The sequence below is a fragment of the Janthinobacterium sp. AD80 genome, assembly GCF_002878455.1.
Taxonomy (GTDB): Bacteria; Pseudomonadota; Gammaproteobacteria; order Burkholderiales; family Burkholderiaceae_D; genus Janthinobacterium.
Map to the genome: position 1 here is coordinate 1 of NZ_NRDQ01000101.1, position 25,413 is coordinate 25,413.

Annotated in this window: 26 protein-coding genes; 2 read left to right on the plus strand and 24 right to left on the minus strand. The window is 62.3% G+C overall.

Translation table 11 applies throughout. The features are described from left to right. Nucleotides 1-72: 72 nt before the first annotated feature. The gene (locus tag JaAD80_RS19100; RefSeq protein ID WP_102296360.1) at nucleotides 73-1,281 is read right to left on the minus strand and encodes an RtcB family protein; all 1,209 of its coding nucleotides are present in this window, start codon (nucleotides 1,279-1,281) and stop codon (nucleotides 73-75) included. A gap of 281 nt (nucleotides 1,282-1,562) precedes the next feature. Further along, nucleotides 1,563-2,543, minus strand: coding sequence for a subclass B3 metallo-beta-lactamase (gene bla / locus JaAD80_RS19105; protein ID WP_102296361.1), 981 nt, complete (start codon nucleotides 2,541-2,543; stop codon nucleotides 1,563-1,565). Nucleotides 2,544-2,681: 138 nt separating this feature from the next. Between bla and JaAD80_RS19110 the strand changes: the two genes are divergently transcribed. Continuing rightward, a complete protein-coding gene (locus tag JaAD80_RS19110) occupies nucleotides 2,682-3,485 on the plus strand; it encodes a metallophosphoesterase family protein (protein ID WP_102296363.1) in 804 nt (267 codons plus the stop codon). On the opposite strand, the gene JaAD80_RS19115 is transcribed toward JaAD80_RS19110, so the two are convergent. Further along, the gene (locus JaAD80_RS19115) at nucleotides 3,482-4,009 is read right to left on the minus strand and encodes a dihydrofolate reductase family protein (RefSeq protein WP_102296365.1); all 528 of its coding nucleotides are present in this window, start codon (nucleotides 4,007-4,009) and stop codon (nucleotides 3,482-3,484) included. The two genes, JaAD80_RS19110 and JaAD80_RS19115, sit on opposite strands and share 4 nt — an antisense overlap. A gap of 41 nt (nucleotides 4,010-4,050) precedes the next feature. Here JaAD80_RS19115 and JaAD80_RS19120 point away from each other — a divergent pair, with 41 nt between their 5' ends. Further along, complete coding sequence (locus JaAD80_RS19120) at nucleotides 4,051-4,638, plus strand: TetR/AcrR family transcriptional regulator (protein ID WP_180979480.1); 588 nt, start codon at nucleotides 4,051-4,053, stop codon at nucleotides 4,636-4,638. A gap of 61 nt (nucleotides 4,639-4,699) precedes the next feature. On the opposite strand, the gene JaAD80_RS19125 is transcribed toward JaAD80_RS19120, so the two are convergent. From JaAD80_RS19125 to JaAD80_RS19225, 21 genes are all read right to left on the minus strand, one after another. Beyond that, a complete protein-coding gene (locus JaAD80_RS19125; RefSeq protein WP_102296369.1) occupies nucleotides 4,700-5,377 on the minus strand; it encodes a type 1 glutamine amidotransferase domain-containing protein in 678 nt (225 codons plus the stop codon). Between the two features lie 35 nt (nucleotides 5,378-5,412). Then, nucleotides 5,413-6,576 carry an iron-containing alcohol dehydrogenase gene (locus tag JaAD80_RS19130; protein ID WP_102296371.1) on the minus strand — a complete coding sequence of 388 codons (1,164 nt, stop codon included), beginning with the start codon at nucleotides 6,574-6,576 and terminating at the stop codon, nucleotides 5,413-5,415. A gap of 202 nt (nucleotides 6,577-6,778) precedes the next feature. Next, nucleotides 6,779-7,393, minus strand: a complete 615-nt coding sequence (locus tag JaAD80_RS19135) for a TetR/AcrR family transcriptional regulator (RefSeq protein WP_102296373.1) — start codon at nucleotides 7,391-7,393, stop codon at nucleotides 6,779-6,781. Nucleotides 7,394-7,633: 240 nt separating this feature from the next. Beyond that, complete coding sequence (locus JaAD80_RS19140; RefSeq protein ID WP_102296374.1) at nucleotides 7,634-8,413, minus strand: enoyl-CoA hydratase; 780 nt, start codon at nucleotides 8,411-8,413, stop codon at nucleotides 7,634-7,636. A gap of 72 nt (nucleotides 8,414-8,485) precedes the next feature. Then, entirely contained in the window at nucleotides 8,486-9,682 is a 1,197-nt protein-coding gene (locus JaAD80_RS19145) for an acetyl-CoA C-acyltransferase (protein WP_034753391.1), read from the minus strand. A 69-nt stretch (nucleotides 9,683-9,751) separates the two neighbouring features. Next, the gene (locus JaAD80_RS19150) at nucleotides 9,752-10,249 is read right to left on the minus strand and encodes a PaaI family thioesterase (protein ID WP_258003089.1); all 498 of its coding nucleotides are present in this window, start codon (nucleotides 10,247-10,249) and stop codon (nucleotides 9,752-9,754) included. Between the two features lie 11 nt (nucleotides 10,250-10,260). Further along, entirely contained in the window at nucleotides 10,261-12,660 is a 2,400-nt protein-coding gene (locus JaAD80_RS19155) for a 3-hydroxyacyl-CoA dehydrogenase/enoyl-CoA hydratase family protein (RefSeq protein WP_102296376.1), read from the minus strand. A 14-nt stretch (nucleotides 12,661-12,674) separates the two neighbouring features. After that, the gene (locus JaAD80_RS19160; protein ID WP_102296377.1) at nucleotides 12,675-14,465 is read right to left on the minus strand and encodes an acyl-CoA dehydrogenase C-terminal domain-containing protein; all 1,791 of its coding nucleotides are present in this window, start codon (nucleotides 14,463-14,465) and stop codon (nucleotides 12,675-12,677) included. 79 nt (nucleotides 14,466-14,544) lie between these two features. Next, nucleotides 14,545-15,147 (minus strand): TetR/AcrR family transcriptional regulator, encoded by a 603-nt coding sequence (locus JaAD80_RS19165; protein WP_102296378.1) that lies wholly within the window; start codon nucleotides 15,145-15,147, stop codon nucleotides 14,545-14,547. Nucleotides 15,148-15,429: 282 nt separating this feature from the next. After that, on the minus strand, nucleotides 15,430-15,819 hold the full coding sequence (locus tag JaAD80_RS19170) for an RNA-binding S4 domain-containing protein (protein WP_102296380.1): 390 nt from the start codon (nucleotides 15,817-15,819) through the stop codon (nucleotides 15,430-15,432). Continuing rightward, on the minus strand, nucleotides 15,816-16,979 hold the full coding sequence (gene clsB / locus JaAD80_RS19175; RefSeq protein WP_102296381.1) for a cardiolipin synthase ClsB: 1,164 nt from the start codon (nucleotides 16,977-16,979) through the stop codon (nucleotides 15,816-15,818). Before clsB ends, JaAD80_RS19170 begins: the two co-directional genes overlap by 4 nt. A gap of 9 nt (nucleotides 16,980-16,988) precedes the next feature. After that, nucleotides 16,989-17,810 carry an endonuclease/exonuclease/phosphatase family protein gene (locus tag JaAD80_RS19180; protein ID WP_102296383.1) on the minus strand — a complete coding sequence of 274 codons (822 nt, stop codon included), beginning with the start codon at nucleotides 17,808-17,810 and terminating at the stop codon, nucleotides 16,989-16,991. Nucleotides 17,811-17,895: 85 nt separating this feature from the next. After that, entirely contained in the window at nucleotides 17,896-18,189 is a 294-nt protein-coding gene (locus JaAD80_RS19185; RefSeq protein ID WP_102296384.1) for a hypothetical protein, read from the minus strand. Nucleotides 18,190-18,210: 21 nt separating this feature from the next. After that, a complete protein-coding gene (nudB, locus tag JaAD80_RS19190; RefSeq protein WP_102296386.1) occupies nucleotides 18,211-18,675 on the minus strand; it encodes a dihydroneopterin triphosphate diphosphatase in 465 nt (154 codons plus the stop codon). An 84-nt stretch (nucleotides 18,676-18,759) separates the two neighbouring features. Further along, on the minus strand, nucleotides 18,760-20,556 hold the full coding sequence (aspS, locus tag JaAD80_RS19195; RefSeq protein ID WP_102296388.1) for an aspartate--tRNA ligase: 1,797 nt from the start codon (nucleotides 20,554-20,556) through the stop codon (nucleotides 18,760-18,762). 68 nt (nucleotides 20,557-20,624) lie between these two features. Next, the gene (locus JaAD80_RS19200) at nucleotides 20,625-21,248 is read right to left on the minus strand and encodes a DUF502 domain-containing protein (RefSeq protein WP_102296390.1); all 624 of its coding nucleotides are present in this window, start codon (nucleotides 21,246-21,248) and stop codon (nucleotides 20,625-20,627) included. Nucleotides 21,249-21,288: 40 nt separating this feature from the next. After that, nucleotides 21,289-21,597 (minus strand): FmdB family zinc ribbon protein, encoded by a 309-nt coding sequence (locus JaAD80_RS19205; protein ID WP_077398979.1) that lies wholly within the window; start codon nucleotides 21,595-21,597, stop codon nucleotides 21,289-21,291. A gap of 90 nt (nucleotides 21,598-21,687) precedes the next feature. Next, nucleotides 21,688-22,290, minus strand: coding sequence for a methyltransferase (locus JaAD80_RS19210; RefSeq protein ID WP_102296391.1), 603 nt, complete (start codon nucleotides 22,288-22,290; stop codon nucleotides 21,688-21,690). Between the two features lie 18 nt (nucleotides 22,291-22,308). Next, nucleotides 22,309-23,880 carry a ubiquinone biosynthesis regulatory protein kinase UbiB gene (gene ubiB, locus JaAD80_RS19215; RefSeq protein WP_102296393.1) on the minus strand — a complete coding sequence of 524 codons (1,572 nt, stop codon included), beginning with the start codon at nucleotides 23,878-23,880 and terminating at the stop codon, nucleotides 22,309-22,311. Then, a complete protein-coding gene (locus JaAD80_RS19220) occupies nucleotides 23,877-24,527 on the minus strand; it encodes an SCP2 domain-containing protein (protein WP_102296394.1) in 651 nt (216 codons plus the stop codon). The genes ubiB and JaAD80_RS19220 overlap by 4 nt, the downstream gene beginning before the upstream one ends. 151 nt (nucleotides 24,528-24,678) lie before the next feature. After that, the coding region (locus JaAD80_RS19225) for a Tim44 domain-containing protein (protein ID WP_102296396.1) at nucleotides 24,679-25,413 on the minus strand (735 nt) is incomplete at its 5' end.

Here is a 25,413-nt window from a genome sequence, read left to right on the forward strand (position 1 = left end):
GTTTCGCCGCCGCCACCAGCCGATTGCGCGGCTTGGGCGTGGTTTTTAGCTTGATTTTCATGTTTTCTCCTTTCAGCCCTTGATGCAGACGACCTGGTGCAAGGTATGCACCACTTCCACCAGGTCGCTCTGGTGCGCCATGACGGCGTCGATATTTTTATACGCTGCCGGAATCTCGTCGACCACGCCGCCGTCCTTGCGGCATTCGATGCCGGCAGTCTGCTCGGCCAGGTCGAAGCGGTCGTAGCGGCGCTTTGCCTCGCTGCGGCTCATGCTGCGCCCCGCCCCGTGCGAGCAGGAGCAGAACGATGCGGGATTGCCCTTGCCGCGCACGATGAAGCTGCGCGCACCCATGCTGCCGGGGATGATGCCCAGCTCCCCCTGCCGTGCCGAAATGGCGCCCTTGCGCGTCACGTACAAGTCCTCATGGCCATGCGTTTCGCGCGCGATGTAGTTGTGGTGGCAGTTGATGGCTTCCCCGTCGAGCTGGAACGGCGGCGCGAACTTCGCCAGCACGTCGAGCACGCGGCGCATCATCTCGCCGCGGTTGAGCAGTGCGTAATCCTGCGCCCAGTCCACCGCTTCCACATAGTCATCGAACACCGTCGAGCCTGCACTCAGGTAGGCCAGGTCCGCGTCCGGCAGCTGCAGCTGGTGGCGCCGCATGTCCTTCTGCGCGGCGGGGATGAAATAGCGGCCGATCGCATTGCCGATGCCGCGCGAACCCGAATGCAGCATGACCCACACGCGCTGCTCCTCATCGAGGCAGATTTCAATAAAATGGTTGCCGCCACCGAGCGTGCCGGCCTGGCAGATCCACGTGCGCTCGAACTGGCGCAGCATCTTGGCGATGCCGCGATGGCGCTCGACGATGTGCTCCAGGCGGCCGGCGAGGGGGCGCGCGGCGCGCGCATGGCGCGAGCCCTGTACGCGGCTCCAGTCATGCTGCTCGAAGCCGACGGGGACCTCCGCTTCGATGGCGCTGCGCAGGCGCGCCAGGTTGTCGGGCAGGTCGCTGGCCGTCAGGGTGGTGCGCACGGTGTTCATGCCGCAGCCGATGTCCACGCCCACGGCGGCCGGGATGATGGCGCCGCGCGTGGGGATCACACTGCCGACGGTGGCGCCGGTGCCGGCATGCACGTCAGGCATGGCCGCCACATGCGGATGGACGATGGGCAGGCTGGCGATATGCTGCAGCTGGCGCAGCGCCTGCGCATCGATATCGTCGGTAAAAATATGCACGGGCACCCGGGCGCCGTGCAAGGTCTGATGAATGGGCATAACGGTATTCCTTGGGTTTGTCGTTATGCCGGGGTGCTGGTAAAGCAAAAAACCCCGGCGAGTTTCCTCACCGGGGTTTTCAAGGACACCGGCTCGGGACCGGCAAGATGCCGATGGCCCCGAGCGTCATGCACGGGGCTAGTGGTAGAACAATTTGCTGCCAGCCAGCTCGAACATGGGGATCCTTTCTTTTTGTTGGGTTAATCTGCACTACGGACATTGATTCTGCACCGGATGCTGCAGTGCGTCAACCGCTTTGCATGGCGAATGCGCCAACGTTGTTATTTTGTCGCAGCCTCGCCATCCTTGGCAGTTTCCTGGGCTTTCTGCCTGGCTTTTTCCTTGGCGATGCGCGCATCGAGCTTGGCTTCATTCCTGGCCGCATAATCGCGGCACGCCTGCGCATCGATGAAGGGATTCGGCGTGGCGCCTTCCAGCAGACGCCTGAGTTTTTCATCGGCGCCGGAATGGTCGGGGTGGGCCGAGATCAGGATATCGCAGGGCAGTTTGGCGAAGTCACGCATGGTGCGGCGGAAGGCCGGTGTCATGTCGGCATGATCCGCATCGCCACTGAAGTGGAAATCACCGGCGCCCACCGGCGTGAGGCTGGCGCCGAACACCACGTTCAGGCAATCATCGCCTGCCGCATCCTCGCACGAGACCCAGGTCCAGCTGGTGCTGCCCGGCGTATGGCCGGGCGTATAGCGTGCCGTCACCGTCACGCCGCCCAGGCGCAGGGTCTCGCCATCGGCGATCTCGCGCACGTTTTCAACGGCCGGCATGGCATCGATTGCGCCCGCCTGCGGATCCGTGTCGAGCACCTTGCCCGCGCGTAGCGCCTGCGCGCCCAGCGGGCTGGCGACGACTTGCGCGCCGCTGTCGCGCGCCAGCGCGGCGATGCCGCCCGAATGGTCGAAGTGCGCTTCCGTATTCAGGATGAACTTGATGTCCTGCACGCGAAAGCCCAGCTCGAGGATATGTTCCTCGATGGCCGCCACCGACTGCGGCAGCGCGCCGTCGATGAGGATCAAGCCGTCGCGCGTGTCGATCAGCACAGCGCTCAAGCCGCCCACGCCCACGTAATACGTGTCGCCATGGATGCGCGCCGGCTGTTGCGGGCGGTTCCACTGCTCCGCGTACGGCGAGGCGATCGGCTGCGTCAGTGGATCAGCTGCGGGCGCGGCCACCTGCGCGGTGGATGCCAGCGGCGCGGCGGCCAGGGCGATACTCAACAAGGTCTTGGGAAAGAAAAAGGGCTGCATGCGGCTCCAGAAGTAAGTGTGCAATGGCGGTGGGCGATGCCACAGGGTAACGTCGGCGGCCGCACGCGGTCAAGCACGCCGCCGCGCGGCCGCCCGTTTGCGCTACGATAGAGGCCCGTTCACTGCTCCCCTATCGCCATGCGTCTGCTGATCCTGTCCGACCTGCACCTGGAAGTCTGGGGTGACGACACCCCAGCCATCGACCTTGCCGCCAGCCGCCCCGACGTGGTGATCCTGGCCGGCGACATTGACACGGGCAACAATGCCATCGCCTGGGCCGCGCGCACTTTTGGCGCCCTGCCCGTGCTGTACGTGCACGGCAACCACGAAGGCTACGGCCACCAGCTCGAACACATGCAGGACGCCGTGCGCGAGGCCTGCGCCAGCGCCAATGCGCACGGCGCCAGCATCCGCCTGCTCGACGGCGACGCCGTGGAATTGAACGGCGTGCGCTTCCTCGGCGCGACGCTGTGGACGGACTTCCTGCTGTTCGGCGCGGAGCGCCAGGAAGAAGCCTTGAATGCGGCGCAAAGCTACATGCCCGACTACCAGCGCATCAGCACGGGCGGCGACACGCCACGCCTGCTGTGCGCGGCCGACACGGCGCAACTGCACGCGCAACACAAGGCCTGGCTGCAACAGCAGCTGGCGCAGCCCTTCAATGGCAGGACGGTGGTCATCACGCACATGGCGCCGTCGATGCTGTCGGTGGAAGAGCAATACGCAACGAACTTGGGCTCGCCCGCGTTTGCCTCGCAGCTTGATGCAATGGTGGCGCAAGCGGACCTGTGGGTGCATGGCCACATGCACGCCTCGCTCGACTACCGCATCCAGGACTGCCGCGTGGTCTGCAACCCGTGCGGCTACAAGCGGCCGGATGGCACGCCCGAGAACGAAGCTTTTGACACAGGCTTTATCGTCGAACTGGCCAACGTGGCTTAATTTTTGCGGTAGCGCAGCTGCACCACGCCGCTGGGCAGCTGGCGCGTGCCATCGAGCCGCCAGTCGCTGCGCGGCAAGCCATCTTCGAACAGGCGCACGCCGCGCCCCAGCACCACAGGCAGCACGGACAAGGTCAGGCTGTCGATGACGCCTTCGCGCAAACCGGCGCGGATGACGGCGCCGCCGTCCAGATACACGTGGCGGCAGCCCTCCCCAGCCAACGCCTCCAGCACGTCCCGCACGCTGCCTTCGCGGCGCGTTTCCCCGTGGCGCGGCACGAAGTCGCGGTGGCTGAGTACCACCACGCGCTTGCCCGCATACGGCCATGGTTCGAAGCCCAGCACGGCGTCATAGGTGGTGCGGCCGATCAGCAAGGTATCGACTTGCTCCATCAAGGCCGTGTAGCCGGTGGCCTCGGGCGAATCGGGCGCCAGTTCGGCCAGCCAGGATAGGTCGCCATCCTCTCCCGCGATACAGCCGTCGATGCTGGTGCCGAGAAAAACACTGACAATAGGCAGGTTCATGGATATTCCTTCATTTAATTCTACGGTGTAGAATTATGCCCATGAAAACCAAAAAACTTCAAGCCATCGAACCTGCCGTGCGCCGCGCCGGGCGGCCACGCCGCGCCGCGCCCGCGCTGGACAGCGCCAGCATCCTGCAGGCGGCTTTGCCCCTGCTGGAGGAGCAAGGCGAAGCGTTCTCGCTGCGCGCGCTGGCGCAGAAGCTGGGCGTCGACACCATGGCCCTGTATCACTACTATGCGGGGAAAGAGGAATTATTGCTGGCATTGATGGCGGCGCGTTTTACCGCGCTCGATCCGGCGCAGCCGCCGTTTACGCGGCGCCAGGCGCCGCCACGGCGCGTACTCGCGCTATGCGCGCTATATCTGGAACTGGTCAGCGCCACGCCGTATTTCGTGCGCCTGATGGCGCGCGGACTGGTGACGCAAGCCGACGTGGCCGAACGCTTTGCGGCGCTGTTTGAGCAGGCCCTCGACGGCCTCGAACTGGACAGCAAAACCCGGCAGCGCGGGTGCGATACGCTCGTCGATTTCCTGCACGGTTATGCGCTGGCGGGCAGGCCGGCCAGCGAAACTACCTGGCATGCATCGGTCGGCCTGATCCTGGCGGGCATGGCCGCCGCAGCATGAAGAGTCCGGGCCCACCCAGGCCCTGCCTGTCCGCCTCGCGCACCGGCAGGGCCTCAGGCCATCAAGCCAGCAGCTTGAGCAGCGCCTGGGCAGCCGCTTCCGACGATGCCGGATTCTGGCCCGTGACCAGCAAGCCATCGGTGACGGCGTACGGCTGCCAGTCGCCCAGCTTGGAGTAAACACCGCCGTTTTGCTTGAGCATGTCCTCGACGAGGAAGGGCACGATGGCCGTCAAGCCGACGGCCTCTTCCTCCGTATTCGTAAAGCCTGTCACCTGCTTGCCGCGCACCAGCGGCGTGCCATCGGCCGCCTTCACGTGGCGCAGCACGCCGGGCGCGTGGCAGACGGCGGCGACCGGTTTTCCGGCGGCGATCATCTGCTCGATCAGCGCGATCGAATGCGGGTCTTCAGCCAGGTCCCACAATGGGCCATGGCCGCCCGGGTAGAACACGGCGTCAAAATCGGCCACCTTCACGTCGGCCAGCTTGCCCGTATTGGCCAGCACGGCTTGCGCATCGGCGTCCTGCTTGAAGCGGCGCGTGGCATCCGTTTGCGACTCCGGTTCGTCGCTTTTCGGATCCAGCGGCGGCTGGCCGCCCAGCGGCGAGACCACCGTCAGCGTGGCGCCCGCTTCTTTCAACGCGTAATAAGGAGCGGCGAATTCTTCCAGCCAGAAGCCGGTTTTCTTGCCGGTGTCGCCCAGTTGGTCGTGCGAGGTCAGTACCATCAGAATGTTCATCTTGTTTCCTTTTCAGTGAGCTTGCGGGGTGAGGATTACAGTGCTGCTTCGAGAATGCGGCGGCTGCGCGCGAGGTCGATATCGCGGTGTTCGCCCAGTGCGGTCATGCCATGTACTTCCAATTGCTTCAGTACCGCTTCCACCGCTTCCTGGCCCAACTGATAGGCCGACAAACGGGTCGGGATGCCCAGCCCTTCAAAGAAGGCGCGCGTACGGGCGATGGCGGCATCGATGCGTTCGTCCTCGCTGCCTTGCGTGATGTTCCAGACACGTTCGCCATACTGTAGCAACTTGCCGCGTTTCTGTTCGCGCTGTACGTCCAGCAGCGCAGGCAGCACCAGCGCCAGGGTACGCGCATGGTCGATGTCGTACAGGGCCGTCAGTTCGTGGCCGATCATGTGGGTGGCCCAGTCCTGCGGCACGCCGGCGCCGATCAGGCCATTCAGGGCCAGGGTGGCCGTCCACATCAGATTGGCGCGCGTGGTGTAATCGTCGGGCGAGGCGACGGCCTGCGGCGCGATCTCGACCAGGGTTTGCAGCAAGCCTTCGGCAAAGCGGTCCTGCACCATGGCCTGCACCGGATAGGTCAGATACTGTTCCGTCGTGTGCACAAAAGCGTCGACCACGCCATTGGCCACCTGCGTGGCCGGCAAGGTGAAGGTCTTGCTGGGATCGAGCACGGAGAATTGCGGGTACAGCAGCGGGTTGCGGAAACTCAGCTTGTCATGCGTGGCTTTTTTCGTCACCACGCCGCCGCTGTTCATTTCCGACCCCGTGGCCGGCAAGGTCAGCACCGTGCCGAACGGCAGGGCACGCTGCACATTGGCGCCGCCGCGCTCGGCGATTTCCCACGGCTCGCCGTCATACAGGGCAGCGGCGGCGACGAACTTGGTGCCGTCGATCACCGAGCCGCCGCCGACGGCCAGCAGGAAGTCACTTTTTTCACTGCGCACCAGGGCCACGGCGCGCATCAGGGTTTCATAGCTGGGATTCGGTTCGATGCCGCCAAACTCCTGCACGCTGCGCTGGCCCTGCGCAAGAGCAGCGCGCACCTCGGCCAGGGTGCCGGTCTTTTCCGCGCTGGCGCCGCCGTACAAAATCAGCACGCGTGCGTCATGCGGCACCAGGGTGGACAATTTGGCGACGGTATCGGCGCCGAAGACGATCTTCGTCGGGTTATGGAATTCAAAATTTTTCATCAGTAGCTCCATTATTATTAGACTGGTCGTCTATAAATCAATTCAAAAAAACGCGGACAGTAGCGTCATCCGCGCTCACACTCGCGATGGCACCCGCTTGCGCCTGCCATCGCTGCATGCTTCAGTACCTTGCCTTTCATTACCTTGCCTTTCAGTAACTTGGCCGCTTCGGTAACTTGGCCGCTTTAGTAGCCGGCCTGCTTCAGTGCGTGGCAGCCATATCCGCCGGCAGCTGCAGCATGTCCAGGGTCGCCCGCCATGCCGTTTGCAGGGCGCTGGCGTCGCGCCGCAGCTTGGTCAGCATGGCCGCGCCCAGCCACAGCTGGTACAAGGTGGCTGCCATCTGCGCCGGATCGGCCACGGATGGCAGGGAATCGTCTACCCTGCCCCGCGCGATGGCCAGGGCCAGCCTGGCGATGATGCGGTGGGTGCCGTCGAGCAGCGCCACGCGCATCGGCTCCGACATGTCGGCCACTTCGCTACTCAGCTTGACCACCAGGCAACGGCAGTCGCAACCGCTGCCGTCAAGGCTTTCGCTGGTCCAGCTGGCCCAATACGCCATCAGCGCCTGCGCCGCGTTCCGGCCCGGCAGGCCCAGCACGCCTTCCATTTCCGCCAGATAACCGGTGACGTAATCTTCCAGCATTGCCTCGCCAAACAATTCCTTGGACTTGAAGTAATGGTAGAACGAGCCCTTGGGCACGTCCGCGGCCGACAGGATCTCGTTCAGCCCCACGCCGGCAAAGCCTTTACGCGTGATGATGGCCTTGCCCTGGTCGATAATGTGCTGGCGCACGTCCGTGTATTCAGCTTTCATGCGAGGCATTGTAGCACAATTAGACCAGTCGTCTAGAATAAGTTGAGCCCAGAAGAAAATTCTGGGGTCAGACCCTCAAGGCCGCCAACTCAGAGGCTTGCGCTAACGGACGCGGGGGTCTGACCCCGGCAGTCGGATGTGTAACCTATGTCTCCCGACAAAGCGTTACCCATGTCTGCCGACAAAACACCCTGAGGGTCTGACCCCGGCTGTGCCGCATTTGGGTTCGCTTGCTGAAACCTAGGCAAACTTCTTGAAATCCGGCTTGCGCTTTTCAAAGAAGGCAGTAAACGCTTCTTTCGCCTCGGCGCCGCCCAGCATGGCGCTGAACAGTTTATTTTCGTCGGCGATGGCGGCCTTCATCGGTTCCATGCGGCTTTGCTTCATCAGGCGCTTGGTGGCGCGGATCGAGGCGGCTGGCAGGGCCACCAGCTTGGCGGCCTGGCCTTGCGCGAATGTCATCAGGTCGTACAGGGGCACGACCTTCGACACCAGGCCCATTTCCAGCGCTTCTTGCGCCGGGAACGACTCGCCCAGCATCAATTTTTCCGCCGCGCGCGGGTAGCCGGCCAGTTGCGTGAGCAGCAGGCTGGAGCCGAATTCCGGACACAGGCCCAGCTGCGTGAACGGCATCGAGAAGCTGGCGTTGTCGGCCGCGTAGACCAGGTCGCAGTGCATCAGCAAAGTGGTGCCGATGCCGATGGCGGGGCCGGAGACGGCGGCCACTACGGGCTTGCTGCTGCCGTACAGGGCGCGCATGAACTGGAACACGGGACGGTCATGGTCGAGCGAACCATCCTTCGGGCGCGCCGTCTTCATGAAGTCATCGAGGTCATTACCGGCCGTGAAAATCTCGCGCTTGCCGCAGATCAGGATGGCGCGCACTTCATCGTCCGTCTCGGCCGCCACCAGCGCATCGGCCAGGGTCTGGTACATGGCACCCGTGATCGCATTCTTGCGTTCCAGGCGGTTGAATTCCAGGGTCAGGATGCCCTCGCTCTTGCTGCACAAAATATCCATGTCGTCTCCAAAAAATAAAGGGCGCCGGAGTCATCCCACAGCGCCCTGTTTTACTGCTTTAGTCCGTCGAACTTAAACGCGTTCAAAGATTCCTGCTGCGCCCATGCCGGCGCCCACGCACATCGTGACCATGCCGTACTTCTGCTTGGTGCGCTGCAGTGCGTGAATGACGGTGGCGGCGCGGATGGCACCGGTGGCGCCCAGCGGGTGGCCCAGGGCGATCGCGCCGCCCATCGGATTGACCTTCGATGGGTCCAGGCCCAGGTCGCCGATGACGGCCAGGGCTTGCGCGGCAAACGCTTCGTTCAGCTCGATCCAGTCCAGCTGGTCTTGCGTGATGCCGGCGGCGGCGCATGCTGCCGGGATGGCGAATTTAGGGCCGATGCCCATGATTTCCGGCGGCACGCCGCGCACGGCGAACGAGGAGAATTTCGCCAGCGGGGTCAGGTTGTGCTCGCGCAGGATTTTTTCGCTGACGATCAAGAGCGCGCCGGCGCCATCGGACATCTGCGAGCTGTTGGCGGCCGTGACGGAACCCTTGGCGGCGAAGACAGGCTTCAGCTTGGCCAGCGACTCCATCGACGAATCGGCGCGCGCGCCTTCGTCGGTGTCGACGGTGCGGCGCGTTACATCGACCTGGCCGGTAGCCAGGTTCGGCGTGCGCGTGATGATTTCCACGGGCGTCGTTTCCGCCTTGAAGAAACCGGCCTGCTGCGCGGCGATGGCGCGGCGGTGCGATTCAACGGAGAACGCGTCCTGCTGTTCGCGCGACACTTTCCATTGCTGCGCCACTTTTTCGGCCGTCAGGCCCATGCCGTAAGCCATGCCGATGTTCTCGTCGCTGAACATGTCCAGGTTCATCGATGGGTGGTGGCCCATCATCGGCACCATCGACATCGATTCGATGCCGCCGGCGATCATCACGTCGGCTTCGCCCACGCGGATGCGGTCGGCCGCCATGGCGATGGCCGTGATGCCCGAAGCGCAGTAACGGTTGACGGTGACGCCGCCCACGGTTTTCGGCAAGCCGGCCAGCAGCACCGAGTTACGCGCGATATTGAAGCCCTGCTCCGCTTCCGGGAACGAGCAGCCGATGATGGCGTCGGTGATCAGTGCCGGGTCCAGGCCAGGCGCTTGCGCCAGGGCCGATTGCAGCACGCGCACCAGCAGGTCGTCCGGACGGGTGTTCTTGAACATGCCGCGCGGCGCCTTGCCGATCGGGGTGCGGGTTGCAGAGACGATGTAGGCGTCTTGAAGTTGTTTGCTCATTTTATGCTTTCAAAGATGTTGAACGAGGTTCGTGTTCTGTCGAATGTCCGGGACTGCTCAGGTAATCTCTTATCGCTTCTGCGACAAATACCAGTCCACCGTCACCTGTGCCGCCAGCGTGCCTTCGGCATCGAAAACATCGACTGCCACGGGAAACGCCACCTTGCCGTCCTGCGCCAGCTGCGCCTTCAAGGCAGCCAGGTCGCCCGGTACCCGGCCTTCGGCGCGCGTCGCGCCCCGGGCGACCTTCTGGTACTGGATGCGCGACTCCTTGGCCACCGGGCGCAAGCCCAGTATCAGCTCGGCGAAGCCGCCAGCCATGGCCGCGCCGGAAGCCGTTTCGGCCAGGGTAAACAAGGCGCCCGCATGCTGCGTGCCTAGGTGATTATTCAGTTTTGGATCTTCCGGCATCGACACCTTCGAGGTGCCGGCGCCGATGTCGTCGATGCTTATCCCCAGCAGCCGCACGAAGGGCAAGGTGTCCATCATCTGTTGTTTGATACGGTCATACACCATGCTTGGCCTCACGCGCAGCAATACTTTAAAAATAATGGACAGGATCGTCATCGACGTCAGGCTTAGTTGCGTACCGGCTTACCGGTTTGCATCATGCCCATGATCCGTTCCTGGGTTTTCGGATGGTTCAACAGCTCCAGGAATGCCTTGCGTTCCATATCCAGCAGCCACTGTTCGCTGACGAAGCTGCCCTGGTCCACGTCGCCGCCCGATACGATCTCGGCGATCATCTCGCCCAGCTTGAAATCGTGCGCCGAAATGAAGCCGCCGTCGCGCATGTTGACCAGCTGCGCCTTGATGGTGCCCCAGCCGTAACGGCCCGTCACCTGGATCAGCGAGGGGAGCGCTGGACGGAAGCCCGCGTCGAACATGGCGCGCGCTTCGACCTTGGCCACGTGCAGCAGCTCGTAGGCGTTGAATACGATGACGTCGTCTTCCTTCAGGTAGCCCATTTTTTTGGCTTCCAGCGCCGACTTCGACACGTTGGCGGTGGCCGCATTGGTGAAGCCCGTTTTCAGGAATTGCAGGATGTCGTTACCCTTGGCTTCCTTGTAGGCGCGCTGCGCCGCTTCCTTCAAGCCGCCGCCGGCAGGAATCAGGCCGACGCCGACTTCCACCAGGCCGATGTAGGACTCGATCGAGGCCACGCGCTTCGATGCATGCAGCGCCAGTTCGCAACCACCGCCCAGTGCCAGGCCAGCGACCGCGGCGATCACCGGCACGTTCGCGTATTTCAGCGACATGAAGGTGTTCTGCAGTTCGGCGATGATCGGATCGACGGCTTTCACGCCGCCTTGCATGAACGCCGGCAGGGCCGATTGCAGGTCGGCGCCGGCCGAGAAGGCGCCGCCTTCGGCTGCATCGGCGTGCCAGATCACCAGGCCCTTGAAGTTCTTCTCGGCTTCGGCCAAGGCCAGTTTCAGGCCATTGATGACGCCTTCGCCGATCACGTGCATCTTGGTCTTGAACGAGATGATCAGGACGTCGTCGCCCGTATGCCAGACGCGCACGGATTCGTCTTCGAAGACGGTGGTGCCGGCGGTCTTGCCGTCGATGGCACCACTGCCCAGGACGGGCGCGCGGAATGGCTGACGGTCATACACGGACAGGGTCGAGCGTGGCACGAAGCTGTTCGACACGGCGGAGTACGAACCTTCCGGCGTGTGCACGCCGCCTTTTTCAGCGACCGGGCCTTCGAAGACCCAGGCTGGCAGCGGTGCGTTGCACAGCGCGTGGCCGGCGTCGATGTCTTCCTTGACCCAGTTGGCCACTTGCAGCCAGTTCGATGCCTGCCACGTTTCAAACGGGCCGACGTTCCAGCCGAAGCCCCAGCGCATGGCGAAGTCGATGTCGCGCGCATTGTCAGCCACGGTGTCGAGGTGGATCGCGATGTAGTGGAAAGCGTCGCGGAAGATCGCCCACAGGAACTGGCCTTGCGGGTTCGTCGATTCGCGCAGCGCCTTCATCTTCTTGACCGGATCCTTTTCCTTCAGGATGCGGGCGATGATGTCGGCAGCCTTGGCGCCGCCAGCCACGTATTCACCGGTGGCGAAATCGAGGCGTTGAATTTCCTTGCCGACCTTCTTGTAGAAGCCCGCGCCGCTCTTCTGGCCCAGCGCGCCTTTTTCCACCAGCTTGGCCAGCACTTCCGGCGTCTTGTAGACGGCGGCGAACGGATCGTTCGGCAGGTAGTCCTGCATGGTCTTGATCACATGGCCCATGGTGTCCAGGCCAACCACGTCCGCCGTGCGGAAGGTGCCCGACTTGGCGCGGCCCAGCTTGGAGCCGGTCAGGTCATCGACGACGTCCACGGACAGGCCGAATTTTTCAGCTTCGTGCACGATGGCCAGGATGCCGAACACGCCCACGCGGTTGGCGATGAAGTTCGGCGTATCCTTGGCGCGGACCACGCCCTTGCCCAGGGTGGTGGTCAAAAAACCTTCCAGCTGGTCGCTGATTTCAGGCTTGGTGAACTCGGTCGGGATGATCTCGACCAGGTGCATATAGCGCGGCGGGTTGAAGAAATGCACGCCGCAGTAGCGCGATTTCAGGTCGGCGTCGAAACCGTCGGCCAGCTTGGTGATCGACAGGCCCGAGGTGTTCGAGGCGAAGATCGCGTTCGGGCCGATGTGCGGTGCGACCTTTTGATACAGGTCGTGTTTCCAGTCCATGCGCTCGGCGATGGCTTCGATGATCAGGTCGCAACCGGCCAGCAGGTCCAGGTTGTCTTCGTAGTTGGCGACCTGGATCAGCGCGGCGTCGTCCTTGTTGCCCAGCGGGGCAGGCGACAGCTTTTTCAGGTTCTCGATGGCGCGCAGCACGATGCCATTCTTCGGGCCTTCCTTTGCCGGCAGATCGAACAGCACGACCGGCACTTTCGCGTTGATGCAGTGGGCGGCGATCTGCGCACCCATCACGCCGGCGCCGAGGACGGCTACTTTTTTAACGATGAAATTGGTCATATTTTCCTCAAGTCTTAGAACAGGTCTGCGTCGAGTGCCATCAGGTTGGCCGAACCGGAACGCGCCTGACGGATCAGGGTTGCCGTTTCAGGCTGCAAGCGGGCGAAGTAGAAACGTGCGGTAGCCAGTTTGGCGGTGTAGAAGGTGTCGCCGCTGGACTCTTTTTCGAGGGCGATCTTGGCCATCTGCGCGAACAGGTAGCTGTAGATCATGTGGCCGACGACGCGCAGGTAAGGCACGCATGCCGCGCCCACTTCGTCCGGATTCTGGAAGGCCTTCATGCCGATTTCCATGGTCAGCTTGGTGACTTTGTCGCCCAGGTCGCCCAGTGGTGTGACGAATTCGCTCATCGCTTCATCGGTGCCGTTGTCTTCGACAAACGCCTTGATCTTCTCGCCGAACTTGCGCAGCTTGGCGCCGTTGTCGCCGAGGATCTTGCGGCCCAGCAGATCGAGCGACTGGATCGTGTTCGTGCCTTCGTAGATCATGTTGATGCGCGCGTCGCGCACATACTGCTCCATGCCCCATTCCGCAATGTAGCCGTGGCCGCCGAACACTTGCATCGCGTCCGAGGTGGCGATCCAGGCGTTATCGGTGATGAAAGCCTTGATGACGGGCGTCAGCAGCGCCACTTCGTCGGCCGCTTCCTTGCGCACATCGGCGTCAGGGTGGTGCAGTTCGCGGTCGATCTGCAGCGCCACGTACGAGGTGAAAGCGCGCGCGCCTTCGGCGTAGGCTTTACCGGTCAGCAGCATGCGGCGCACGTCAGGGTGCACGATGATGCGGTCGGCCGGCAGTTCCGGGTTCTTGATGCCGGACAGCGAACGCATTTGCGTGCGGTCCTTGGCGTAGATCAGCGCGTTCTGGTAAGCGATTTCCGTCAGGCCCAGCGACTGCATGCCCACGCCCAGGCGGGCCGCGTTCATGAAGACGAACATGGCGTTGAGGCCCTTGTTCGGCTGGCCGATGATCCAGCCTTTCGCGCCGTCCAGGTTCATCTGGCAGGTCGAGTTGCCGTGGATGCCCATTTTTTCTTCGATGGCGCCGCAGGTGATCGGGTTGCGCTCGCCTGGCGTTCCGTCCGCGTTCGGCAGGAATTTCGGCACCAGGAACAGCGAGATGCCTTTCGAGCCTTCCGGCGCGTCGGGCACGCGGGCCAGCACCAGGTGCAGGATGTTTTCCGCCATGTCGTGCTCGCCGGCCGAGATGAAGATCTTGTTGCCGGTGATGGTCCAGGAACCGTCCGCCTCAGGCAGCGCTTTAGAGCGCAGCAGGCCCAGGTCGGTGCCGCAGTGCGGTTCGGTCAGGCACATGGTGCCCGTCCATTCGCCCGACACCAGTTTCGGCAGGTAGACTTCTTTCTGGTGGTCGGTGCCGTGTTCCTTCAGGCACTCGTAGGCGCCGTGCGACAGGCCCGGGTACATGGACCAGGCCTGGTTCGACGAGTTCAGCATTTCATAGAACGAATTGTTCAGCACCACAGGCAGGCCCTGGCCGCCGTATTCCGGATCGCAAGCCAATGCCGCCCAGCCGCCTTCGACGTACTGCTTGTAGGCTTCCTTGAAGCCTTTCGGCGTGGTCACGTTTTTCGTGACGGGATCGTGGTGGCAGCCTTCGCGGTCGCCGGAATGGTTCAGCGGGAACAGGACCTCGGAGGTGAATTTGCCGCCCTCTTCCAGCACCTGGTTGATGATGTCGGCGTCGACGTCGGCGTACGACGGCATTTGCTTCAGTTCTTCTTCCACTTGCAGGAATTCATGCAGGACGAATTGCATATCCCGGATTGGCGCGACGTATTGACCCATAATTTTCTCCTGAAGGCGATTAGCTAAAGTGTTGTACTTGTGAACTGCGTGTGCGTTGCTGCGGATATTGCCTGACGGCTTATTTGCTGGTAACTGAATTCTGGTACGACGCCAGCAGGCGGATGAAGCCCGCTTGCGCCCGTTCGATGCTGCCCGGCACGCGCAGGAAGCGTGCATCGTGATGCAGGGCCAAAATCAGGCCATACATTTCGTACACCAGCTGCTGGGCGTCCGTGTCCGCTTTCAGGTCGCCCGTGGCGATCGATTGCTCGACACTGCGCAGCAACGCGCCCTGCCAGGCCCGCACCATGGCCACCAGGGCCTCGCGGATGGGACCGGGACGGTCGTCATACTCGACGGCGCCGCTGATATAGATGCAGCCGGAAGCGATTTCCACGCTGACCCGCTTGACCCAGCGCGCGAACATCGATTGCAAACGCTGGATGCCGCGTGGTTCTTTCATGCTGGGGAAAAAGACTTCTTGCTCGAAACGATAGTGGTAGAGCTTGAGCACTTCCATCTGCAAGTCTTCGCGCGAACCAAAGTGGGCAAACACGCCCGACTTGCTCATGTTCATTTTGTCCGCAAGCAGCCCGATCGTCAGGCCTTCCAGGCCGTCGCGGCTGGACAGGTCCAGCGCCACGTCGAGGATGGCTGCACGGGTCAGTTCGCCCTTGCGCATGAATTTGACTGAAGTATTCAAGAGGTCCGTTCTCAAAGTGAGGTTGCCGATCTGGCGGACTGGAGCGCGAGTAAAAAAAAAGCACGCTCCGAAAAAATCCGAACGCTCGTACTATTATCCACTACCACGTAAAAGTCAAACGGGAACTTTAGAGCCGGCGTTCTATTGGTGCAGCGCAGCATTTCAGGGCCGGGTTTTTACCCGTGCTTTCAGGCCGGCAAATGCGGATGTTGTCCGCAACTTGCCCTAGGCTATGTCGGCTTGCGCCGCTGACGGCCTTCCTCAGTCGAGGTCGCCTGCCCTGCTCAATTGACGGCGGTCGCGCTTGGTCGGCCGCCCTTTGATGGTGCTGCCCGGCTCGCGGAACAGCTTGCGTTCCTCCGCCAGCTGTTCGCGGTGGGCAATGCTGGTCGGCGTTTCCGCGTACAGCAGGCGCGCCACGGGTGCGGCGCCGCGCTTGTCGGACAGGCCCAGCACGGCCACTTCCCACACCTCCGCGCCATTGTCGATGGCCAGCTCGTCGCCCACGCGCAGGCTGCGCGCCGGTTTCACGCGCTCGCCGCCCACTTTGACCTTGCCCGTATCGACGGCCTCGCTGGCCAGCGAGCGCGTCTTGAAGAAGCGCGCCGCCCACAGCCATTTGTCCAGCCTTACCGTTGTCATCTCGCTCATGCGTACTTGCCTACTGAAAAAATGCGCATCACCAGCCGGTACACGAGGAACGCGGCTTCATAGCCGATGCGCCGGAAGCGGCCGATGTGCTTGAAATCATCCTGGTGGATGACGATGCCGTCCGCCACGCCCTGCTCGATATGCTGGCGCAGGCTTTGCGCGAAGGCCACGTCCTTGATGACCACGTTGGCTTCCTGGTTCAGGAACAGGCTCAGCGCATCGATGTTGCTGGACCCCACCGTCGCCCAGTCATCGTCGACGACGGCCACCTTGGCGTGCAGCTGCGTCTTGCGGTATTCAACGATTTTCACGCCGGCGGCCAGCAGTTTTGGATAAAACGAATGCGCCACGGCATCCTGCATGCGGAACTCGCCCACGCCGATCAACAGCACCACGTCAACGCCCCGCTGGGCCGCCTGGGCCAGCGCGCGGCGCAGCTTGTGCCCGGGCGCGAAATACGGGTTGGCCAGCATCACGCTTTTGCGCGCCTGGCCCAGCGCCTGCAGGTAGGCGCGCTGGATGGTGCGGCGGTTGCGCAGGTTGTCGCGCACGACAAAGCCGGCCACCACGGGGTTCTTCGCCAGCTCCTTGCTGACGACGCGCATCTTGCGGTACAGCTTGATACGCCGCACCAGGTTCATTTTCCCCAACCGCGCCCACTGCGCCTGCACTTCCTCGTGGATGGCATCGACCAGCGGGCCCTGCACCTGCACGGCGAAGTCCCAGCGCGGCGCTTCCAGGCTGATGTTGTGGTCGTAGTCGCAAAACATGTCATCGTTGATATTGATGCCGCCCACCAGGGCGATCTCGCCATCGGCCACGCAGATCTTGCGGTGCGTGCGCGTGATGCCGCGCCGGAACCAGGGGTTGAAGATGCGGTGGTGCACGCCAGCCGCTTCCAGCTGCGCATGCATGGCGTTGACCCGGCGGTTGCCTGTGCCGAACCAGTCCGTGATCATGCAGACCAGCACGCCGCGCGCGGCCGCCCGCATCAAGGCGTCGAGCACCAGGGTGCCCGTGGCATCGTCGGCGAAGATGTATGTCTCGAAATAGACTTCGGAACGCGCGCCGTCGATGGCAGCGATCAAGGCTGGAAAATAGTCGGTGCCGCAATACAGCAGCCGGATGTCGTTGTGGGCGATGAAATTGACTGTACGCATGCCGACAGTCTACGCGAGTTTCAAAGCAGCAACTATCGGCGCGTGGTCCGACAGTTTGGCCCACAAGGTGCCATGCATCACTTGCGCGCCTTCCACGTGAAAACCGCGTACATAGATGCGGTCCAGGCGGAACCACGGCAAGGCGGCGGGAAAGGTGCGCGCCGGCACGGGCGTGGGGGTCTTGCTCTGGCGCCGCGCCAGGGTGCGCACCAGGTCGCCCAGGGCCGAGTTCGACGCGCGCTGGTCGAATACCTCGACCACGCCCAGCGCATTGCGCAGCTTGTCGCTGAGCGTGTTGCGCCAGTCGTTGAAGTCGCCCGCAATGATGACGGGTTCGCCATCGGGCGCCGATTCCATCACGGCATCGATCAGCGCCTGCGTCTGGCGTCCCCGTCCCGACTCGAACAGGCCCAGGTGGACGACATAGCAATGCACGTCGGCCTGCGGCGTCTTGAGCACGCAATGCAGGATGCCGCGCTGCTCATAGGCGTGGTCGGAAACGTCGTGGTTGGTTTGCGAAGCGATGGGGAACTTGCTGAGCAAGGCGTTGCCATGGTGGCCATGGTCGTACACGGCATTCATGCCATACGCGGAATGGTGCTCGGCGCCGGCAAAGAATTCGTGCTGCGACGCTTCCGGCCAATGCTTGTGGCCGTTTTTCTCGGCGCCATAGCGGGCCGCATTGCGGTCGTGCTTGCCCTGCACCTCTTGCAAAAAAACAACATCAGCATTGAAGAGGGCAATCGCCTGCTTCAATGCGTGAACCCTGGGCAAGCCCCGCACGGAGGAAACGCCCTTGTGTATATTATAAGTTGCTACGCGGATTTTCATGCATTGATTCTACTCCCAGACGGGGTCCGCACGGCGCCAGCGTAGGTGCGCGTGCGCACCTAAACCGACACAATCACGAACGCAATCAGGCCAGCATGCGGCCCACGCCCGCCGTCACGCTGACGATCAGCGCCGTGATGCCGGCGGCCCAGACGATTTTCACCAGCAGGGGGGCGCCGCGCCACGCCACAGTGCGCTTGCCCGGGGCAAACGCACCCGGGTGCAGCAGCCAGCCGATGGCCATCAGCGGCATGCCGATCGGCGGCGTGCGGCCGGGCACGGTGGAACTGAACAGCAGGAAAATAAAGCACAGGCAAAAAACGATGCCGACGGTGCCCAGCAGTTTTTGCTGCGTGGTCAAATGAATCCAGTTCAACATGGAAGGCTTTCTTATCAGGGGTCAGGCAGGACGTGCCAGGCCTGTCATGGCCGGCAACTGCAAAATGGCTTCCGCGTTGGAAGAGGAAAAGCACCGGTCGGCGGCTGCCAGGTACGGCAGCCACGCGTATTGCAGATGTTCGCGCGGACTCAGGGTGATGGCAATGTCGCGCGGCACTTGCACGCTGAACACGTGTTCCGTGTTGCGCGTTACACCGGGCGCATAGCGGTGGCGCCAGATCGGGTAGATCTCATACACGTTCGACAAGTTCCAGTCGCGCAGCACAATATCGCGCCCATCGGCAACGATGCCGGTTTCTTCCGCCAATTCGCGCGCAGCCGTCTGCAGCAGCGGTTCGTCGACGGCATCGACGGAGCCCGTCACCGACTGCCAGAAGCCGGGCTGGCCCGCGCGTTCGATGAGCAAGACGTCAAGGTCAGCCGTATGAATGACGACCAGCACAGAAACAGGAATTTTATGAGTCATATCAACAATGAAAAAGGCGCCACGACAGCGCCTTTTTTTGCATAGCGGATCAAACAGCGGCCGCCAGGGCAGCCGCATGCTTCATTACACTACTTTTGGCTCGGCGCTGCGCAAACGGATGTGCAGTTCACGCAATTGCTTCTCGTCCACTTCCGACGGCGCATGGGTCAGCAAATCTTGCGCGCGCTGGGTTTTCGGGAAGGCGATCACGTCGCGGATCGATTCGGAACCCGTCATCATGGTCACGATACGGTCCAGGCCGAATGCCAGGCCGCCATGCGGTGGCGCGCCGTATTGCAGGGCGTCGAGCAGGAAGCCGAACTTCAGCTGCGCTTCTTCCGCATCGATCTTCAATGCACGGAAGACCTTGCTTTGCACTTCTTCGCGGTGGATACGGATCGAACCGCCGCCCAGTTCCCAGCCGTTCAGGACCATGTCGTAAGCCTTGGCGATGCAGGCGCCCGGATTGGTTTCCAGCATGTCTTCATGGCCGTCTTTCGGCGCCGTGAATGGATGGTGGGTTGCCGTCCAGCGGTCCGCTTCTTCGTCGTGCTCGAACATCGGGAAGTCGACCACCCACAATGGTTTCCATACGTCGTCGAAGAGGCCGGCTTTCTTGCCGAATTCGCTGTGGCCGATTTTCACGCGCAGCGCGCCGATGGCGTCGTTGACAACTTTCGCCTTGTCGGCGCCGAAGAAGATCAGGTCGCCGTCTTGCGCGCCCGTCTGCTCGAGGATCGTGGCCAGCACGTCGGCAGGCAGGAACTTGACGATCGGCGACTGCAGGCCTTCAGGGCCCTTGGCTTTCTCGTTGACCTTGATGTAAGCGAGGCCCTTGGCGCCGTAGATGGCGACAAATTGCGTGTAGGCGTCGATTTCCGAACGTGGCATGGAGCCGCCGCCTGGAATACGCAAAGCCACCACGCGGCCGTTCGGCATGTTGGCGGCGCCGTTGAAGACCTTGAATTCCACCGTTTTCATGACTTCGGTCAGGTCGGTGAAGGCCAGCTTGACGCGCATGTCCGGCTTGTCGGAACCGTACAGGCCCATCGCTTCGCCGAAGTCCATGACCGGGAACGGGTTCGGCAGATCGATGTTCAGGGTGTTCTTGAAGACGACGCGAATCATGTCTTCGAACAGGTCACGGATTTCCTGTTCCGTCAGGAACGAGGTTTCGCAGTCGATCTGCGTGAATTCAGGCTGGCGGTCTGCGCGCAAGTCTTCGTCACGGAAACACTTGGTGATCTGATAGTAACGGTCGAAGTTGGCGACCATCAACAGCTGCTTGAACAGCTGTGGCGATTGCGGCAGAGCGAAGAAGCTGCCCGCGTTGACGCGCGACGGCACCAGGTAATCGCGCGCGCCTTCTGGCGTCGACTTGGTCAGCATCGGCGTTTCGATGTCGATGAAGCCCAGGTTGTCGAGGTACTTGCGCACTTCCATCGTCACCTTGTAGCGCAGGCGCAGGTTGTTCTGCATTTGCGGGCGGCGCAGGTCCAGCACGCGGTGCGTCAGGCGCGTCGTTTCCGACAGGTTGTCGTCGTCCAGCTGGAACGGCACGGGCACGGAAGGGTTCAGCACTTCCAGTTCCGAGCAGACCACTTCGATCTTGCCCGACTTCAGGTTGTTGTTGACGGTGCCGTCGATACGGCTGGTCACGACGCCCGTCACGCGCAGGCAGAATTCATTGCGCACGGCTTCGGCGACCTTGAACATTTCCGCCTGTTCCGGGTTGCAGACGATTTGCACCAGGCCTTCACGGTCGCGCAAGTCGATGAAGATCAGGCTGCCGTGGTCGCGGCGGCGATGTACCCAGCCGCACAGGCTGACGGTTTGTCCCAGCATGGCTTCGGTGACGAGGCCGCAATATTCAGTACGCATAGACATAAAATTCTCAGTTCAGGTTAGTGAGTGTTCAATCCGGCCACGTCCCCGCGGGACGCCTGCCTTTATTCTTTGGCTGCCGGGGCCAGTACAGCGACAACTTCCGCAGGCGCCACCACGCCCATCGAGACGATGTACTTGAGCGCAGCATCGACGCTCATGTCCAGCTCGACCACATCGCTGCGCTTCATCATCAGGAAGAAGCCCGATGTCGGGTTGGGCGTCGTCGGCACGTACACGCTGACGTAGTCGCCCACCAGGTGGTTCGCCGCATCGCCGCCCGGCACGCCGGTCAGGAAAGCGATGGTCCAGGAATTCTGGTGCGGATACGGCACCAGCACTGCCTTGCGGAAAGCATTGCCCGACGAGGAAAACAAGGTATCCGAGACTTGCTTGACGCTCGAATACAGGGAATTGACGATGGGTATGCGATGCAGCAGCTTTTCCCACAGTTTCACCACATAATTGCCGACCAGGTTATTCGTCAGCAATCCCGTCAGGAACACGATGAGTATGGTCAGTATCGTGCCCAGGCCGGGAATGTCAAAGCCGAACAGCGAGTTCGGGCGGAAACGTTCCGGCACCAGCAGCAGCGACTGGTCCAGGGTGCCGATCACCAGATTGAGTACCCAGACGGTGATGGCCAGCGGTACTAAAATCAGTAATCCGGTAATAAAATATTTACGCATCAGTTTCTCGGTAAGGGAATGGGTCGGCGCGGCGCGCGTTTCAGTCCGCTTTCGGCGCAGCGGCGGCCGGCGCAGGCGCGGGCGCAGCAGCAGGCGCGCTTTCGGCAGCGGGGGCTGGCTTGGCGTTGTCGGCCGGGCCCGTCGGAATGGCCGTGGTGGGCGCCGTGCCGCCGCGGAAATCGGTCGCGTACCAGCCGGTGCCCTTCAATTGGAAACCGGCGGCCGTCAATTGTTTCTTGAAACTGGGTTTGCCGCACGACAGGCACACCGTCAGTACTGGATCGGAGATCTTTTGCAAGACATCCTTGGCAAAACCACACTCGTCACAACGGTAAGCGTAAATCGGCATCTCTACTCCGAGAAAATCATCAAAAACCCTGAATTATAAAGCTTTTCCGCCGACCCCAGCGGAAATCGCCCGGCCGCCGCCCTTCCAGACTCAGTCCGCCCGGCGGCGCCAGGCCATCCAGCGCTCCCTGTCCGCGAAAACGGGGATGGAATCATCCACAGCTTCATCGGCCAGGCACTCGAAATGCGGCGCCAGCAATTGCTGCAGTGTCTCACGCGACATTCCGAACGGCGGGCCCTTGGCATTGTCGTCAAAGAAAAAGTAGCCGGCCAGCATGGCGCCTGGCGCCAGCAGCTGGGCCCAGCGCTGCGCCACTTGCGGCCACATGGCACGTGGCATGGCGCATAGGAAAGCCCGCTCATAGATCAGGTCCAGCGGCGCGGCGGGCTGCCAGGCAAAGAAATCCGCTTGCACCACCCGCCCTGCCCGTTCGCCCAGCTGGGCGCGGGCGGCCGCCACGGCGCCTGGCGAAAAGTCGATCGCCGTAGCATCCCAGCCATGATCAAGCATGAAGACCAGCTCATACGCAGAGCCGCAGCCGGGAATCAGGCAGCGCAAGAGCGCCGGGCTGTCGGCGACAAAGCGGCGCAGGCGCGCAGGCACGCCACCCTGGTCCCAGGGCGTGAATTGCTTTTCGAAACGCTCGTCCCAGAACGCGGGAGAGAGGGGATCGCGGGTCTGGAAGTCAGTCATCACTTACCTCCTCAGGCTTTAAAATGGCAGCTGATGCCAGCGCATATAGACTTGCAAACCCAGCGCGCCCAGCGCGAAGGCGCCCACGAAATACACGATAAAGCTCAGCAGGCGATTCGTCTGGCGTTGCTCTGCCAGCAATACCTTGAGCAGTTCCACATCGTTTTCACGCGGCTCGCCCTGCACCGTCAAGGCCTGGTGCAGCAAGCGCGGCAGTTGCGGGAAGATGTGCGCATAGCGGGGCGCTTCGGCGCGCAGGCGCTCCATGAAGCCTTGCGGCCCCACCTGGTTGCTCATCCATTTTTCCAGGTAGGGCTTGGCCGTTTGCCACAGGTCCAGTTCCGGGTCCAGCTGGCGGCCCAGGCCTTCGATATTGAGCAGGGTCTTTTGCAGCAGCACCAGCTGTGGCTGCACTTCCACATTGAAGCGGCGCGAGGTCTGGAACAGGCGCAGCAGCACCTGGCCAAAGGAAATATCCTTCAGCGGACGGTCAAAGATCGGTTCGCAGCAGGCGCGCACGGCCGCTTCCAGCTCGTCGACGCGCGTGTCTTTCGGCGCCCAGCCCGACTCGATATGCGCCTCGGCCACGCGCTTGTAGTCGCGGCGGAAGAAAGCGAGGAAGTTTTGCGACAGGTAATCCTTGTCGTAATCATTCAAGGTACCGACGATGCCGAAGTCCAGCGCGATATAGCGGCCAAACGATTCCGGCGCGATGGAGACGAGAATATTGCCAGGATGCATGTCCGCATGGAAAAAGCCGTCGCGGAACACTTGCGTGAAGAAAATCTCCACGCCATCGCTGGAGAGTTTGCGCAAATCCACGCCGGCCGCCACCAGGCGGTCGATCTGCGACACGGGAATGCCGACCATGCGTTCCATCACGATCACGCTGCTGGAGCAGTAATCCCAATACATTTCCGGCACCAGCAGCAAGTCCGAATTGGCGAAATTGCGGCGCAACTGGCTGGCATTGGCCGCTTCGCGCATCAGGTCCAGTTCGTCGTGCAGGTATTTGTCGAACTCGCCCACCACCTCTTTTGGCTTGAGGCGCTTGCTGTCAGCCCACAGGCGGCTGATCCAGCCGGCGGCGATGTGCATCAGCGCCACGTCTTCGTCGATCAGCTTTTTCATGCCTGGACGCAAGACCTTCACGGCCACTTCCTTGCCATCTTTCAAGGTTGCAAAGTGCACCTGGGCAATCGAGGCGGATGCCACGGGTTCGCGCTCGAAGCGGGCAAACAGCTGGTCCGGATGCGCGCCCAGCGACTTGGTGATTTGCGCGATGGCCAGGTCGGAATCGAAGGGCGGCACCCTGTCTTGCAGGCGCGCCAGTTCTTCGGCGATGTCGGGTGGCATCAGATCGCGGCGCGTCGACAGCACCTGGCCGAACTTGACGAAGATCGGCCCCAGCTCTTCCAGCGCCAGGCGCAGGCGCAAGCCCCGTGGCGAAGACAGGTTACGCCAGAAAATCAGGGTATCAATCAGCTTGGCCGTACGCGGTACTTGCAGGCCAGAAATTGCTATTTCATCCAGACCGTACTTGATGGAAACACGGATGATCTTAAACAGGCGCAGGAATTTCAATATCATGTAGACAAATCCGGTGAGGAGGATAGCGGCTGGACGGCGGCGGCCGCCTTTTCCAGCCTGGCAAGGCGCTTGGCAAGGCGTTCGACATCATCGCGCATGCGCGTCACGCCAGCCGAATACTCGTGCAAAGTGGTGGGACGGATCAGCATGGGCTGTTCGTCAAGAAAGTACTCGGCCACATTTTCCGCCAGCTTTTGCTGGCTCGTGCGTACAAAGGCGGCCGCGTCCCTGGCACCGGCAACCAGACGCGTGGCCAGGATGGGGCCGACGACCTTTTCCAGGTCGTGCTCGGCTTCCCAGCGCAAGCCCTTGCTCAATTGCGAAATGGCATTGGCAAATTCGGCATCGCCCTCGATCTTGACGTAGGAAAACGCCCGCTCGCGGTTTTGCAGGATCAGCGGCACGTCCGACAATTTCACGCGGATGGTCACGTTAGCCGGCACGTCCGCCGACGCCGTACGGGGAGCCGCTTCCAGCATGCCGGTGCTGTCGACGCGCATGCGCAGGGCCACGGCGCCCGTGTCGATGCACGCCAGTTTGCCCGCGTGCAGCGCCAATTGCTGGCGCGCCCACGGCTCCTGCGCCAGCAGGTGGTTGATGGTCGCGATGACGGGCGTCATGGGCGAAATATCGGGGAGTGGTGCCATAGTATGCCGCGCGCCGTGCGCGCCCTCAAAAAGAAAAAACCGCCCGTAAAACAACGTGGGCGGTTTCGATCTTACCAGTTCGGCAGGAAAATTCCCTCAAGCACCACGAATTGACCATGGGCTTAAGCCGCCATTCAGGAAGCAGTTATCATTAACCCAATTGTTGAATGCCTGCCAATACCCAGCCGCTATTGCCGTTGACGGGTTTCGACATATTCCACACTTCGGCAAACGGTTCGGCCGCAGCACCGGGCGCCGAACGGATCAGGCCCGTGAATTTCACGCTGGCCAGATAATCGTTGACGCTTGTTTCAATGCCCAGCAATTCGGCGTCGATGCTGACGACATCCGTAAAGTCAGCCTGCGCGCCCCGCTCCTGGATCTGCATGCGCAGTTCCGCAAACACTTCAGGCGAGGTAAATTCGCGGATGTCGTTGACGTCAGCCTTGTCCCAGGCCGCTTGCAGGCGAATGAAATTGCTTTTCGCATGGCGCAGGAACGCTTCCTTGTCGAAGTCGCCTGGCACGCCCCAAGGCGCGGCAGCCGGTGCCGCCTTGTCCAGGCCTACGCCGGACGAGACTGGCTGCAGCGGCGGCAGCGGTGGAATGCGCGAGCCGATATCCGGCGTGTTGCCTGCTGGCGCAGGCTGGTTGCCGCCAAAGCCGGCGAACGGCGCGTTGTCATTGCTGTTGCCGGCGCGCTTGCCACGCACCATGCGATAGATGAAGAAAGCCGCGCCTGCCAGCAAGGCCACCATCAGCAGGGTGCTGATCATGCTGGCCAGGGCGCCGCCCAGGCCAAAGTGCGACAGCAAGGCGCCCAGGCCCAGGCCCAGCAGTGCGCCGCCCAGCAAGCCCTTCCAGCGGCTCGGCGCCTTGGCGGCCGG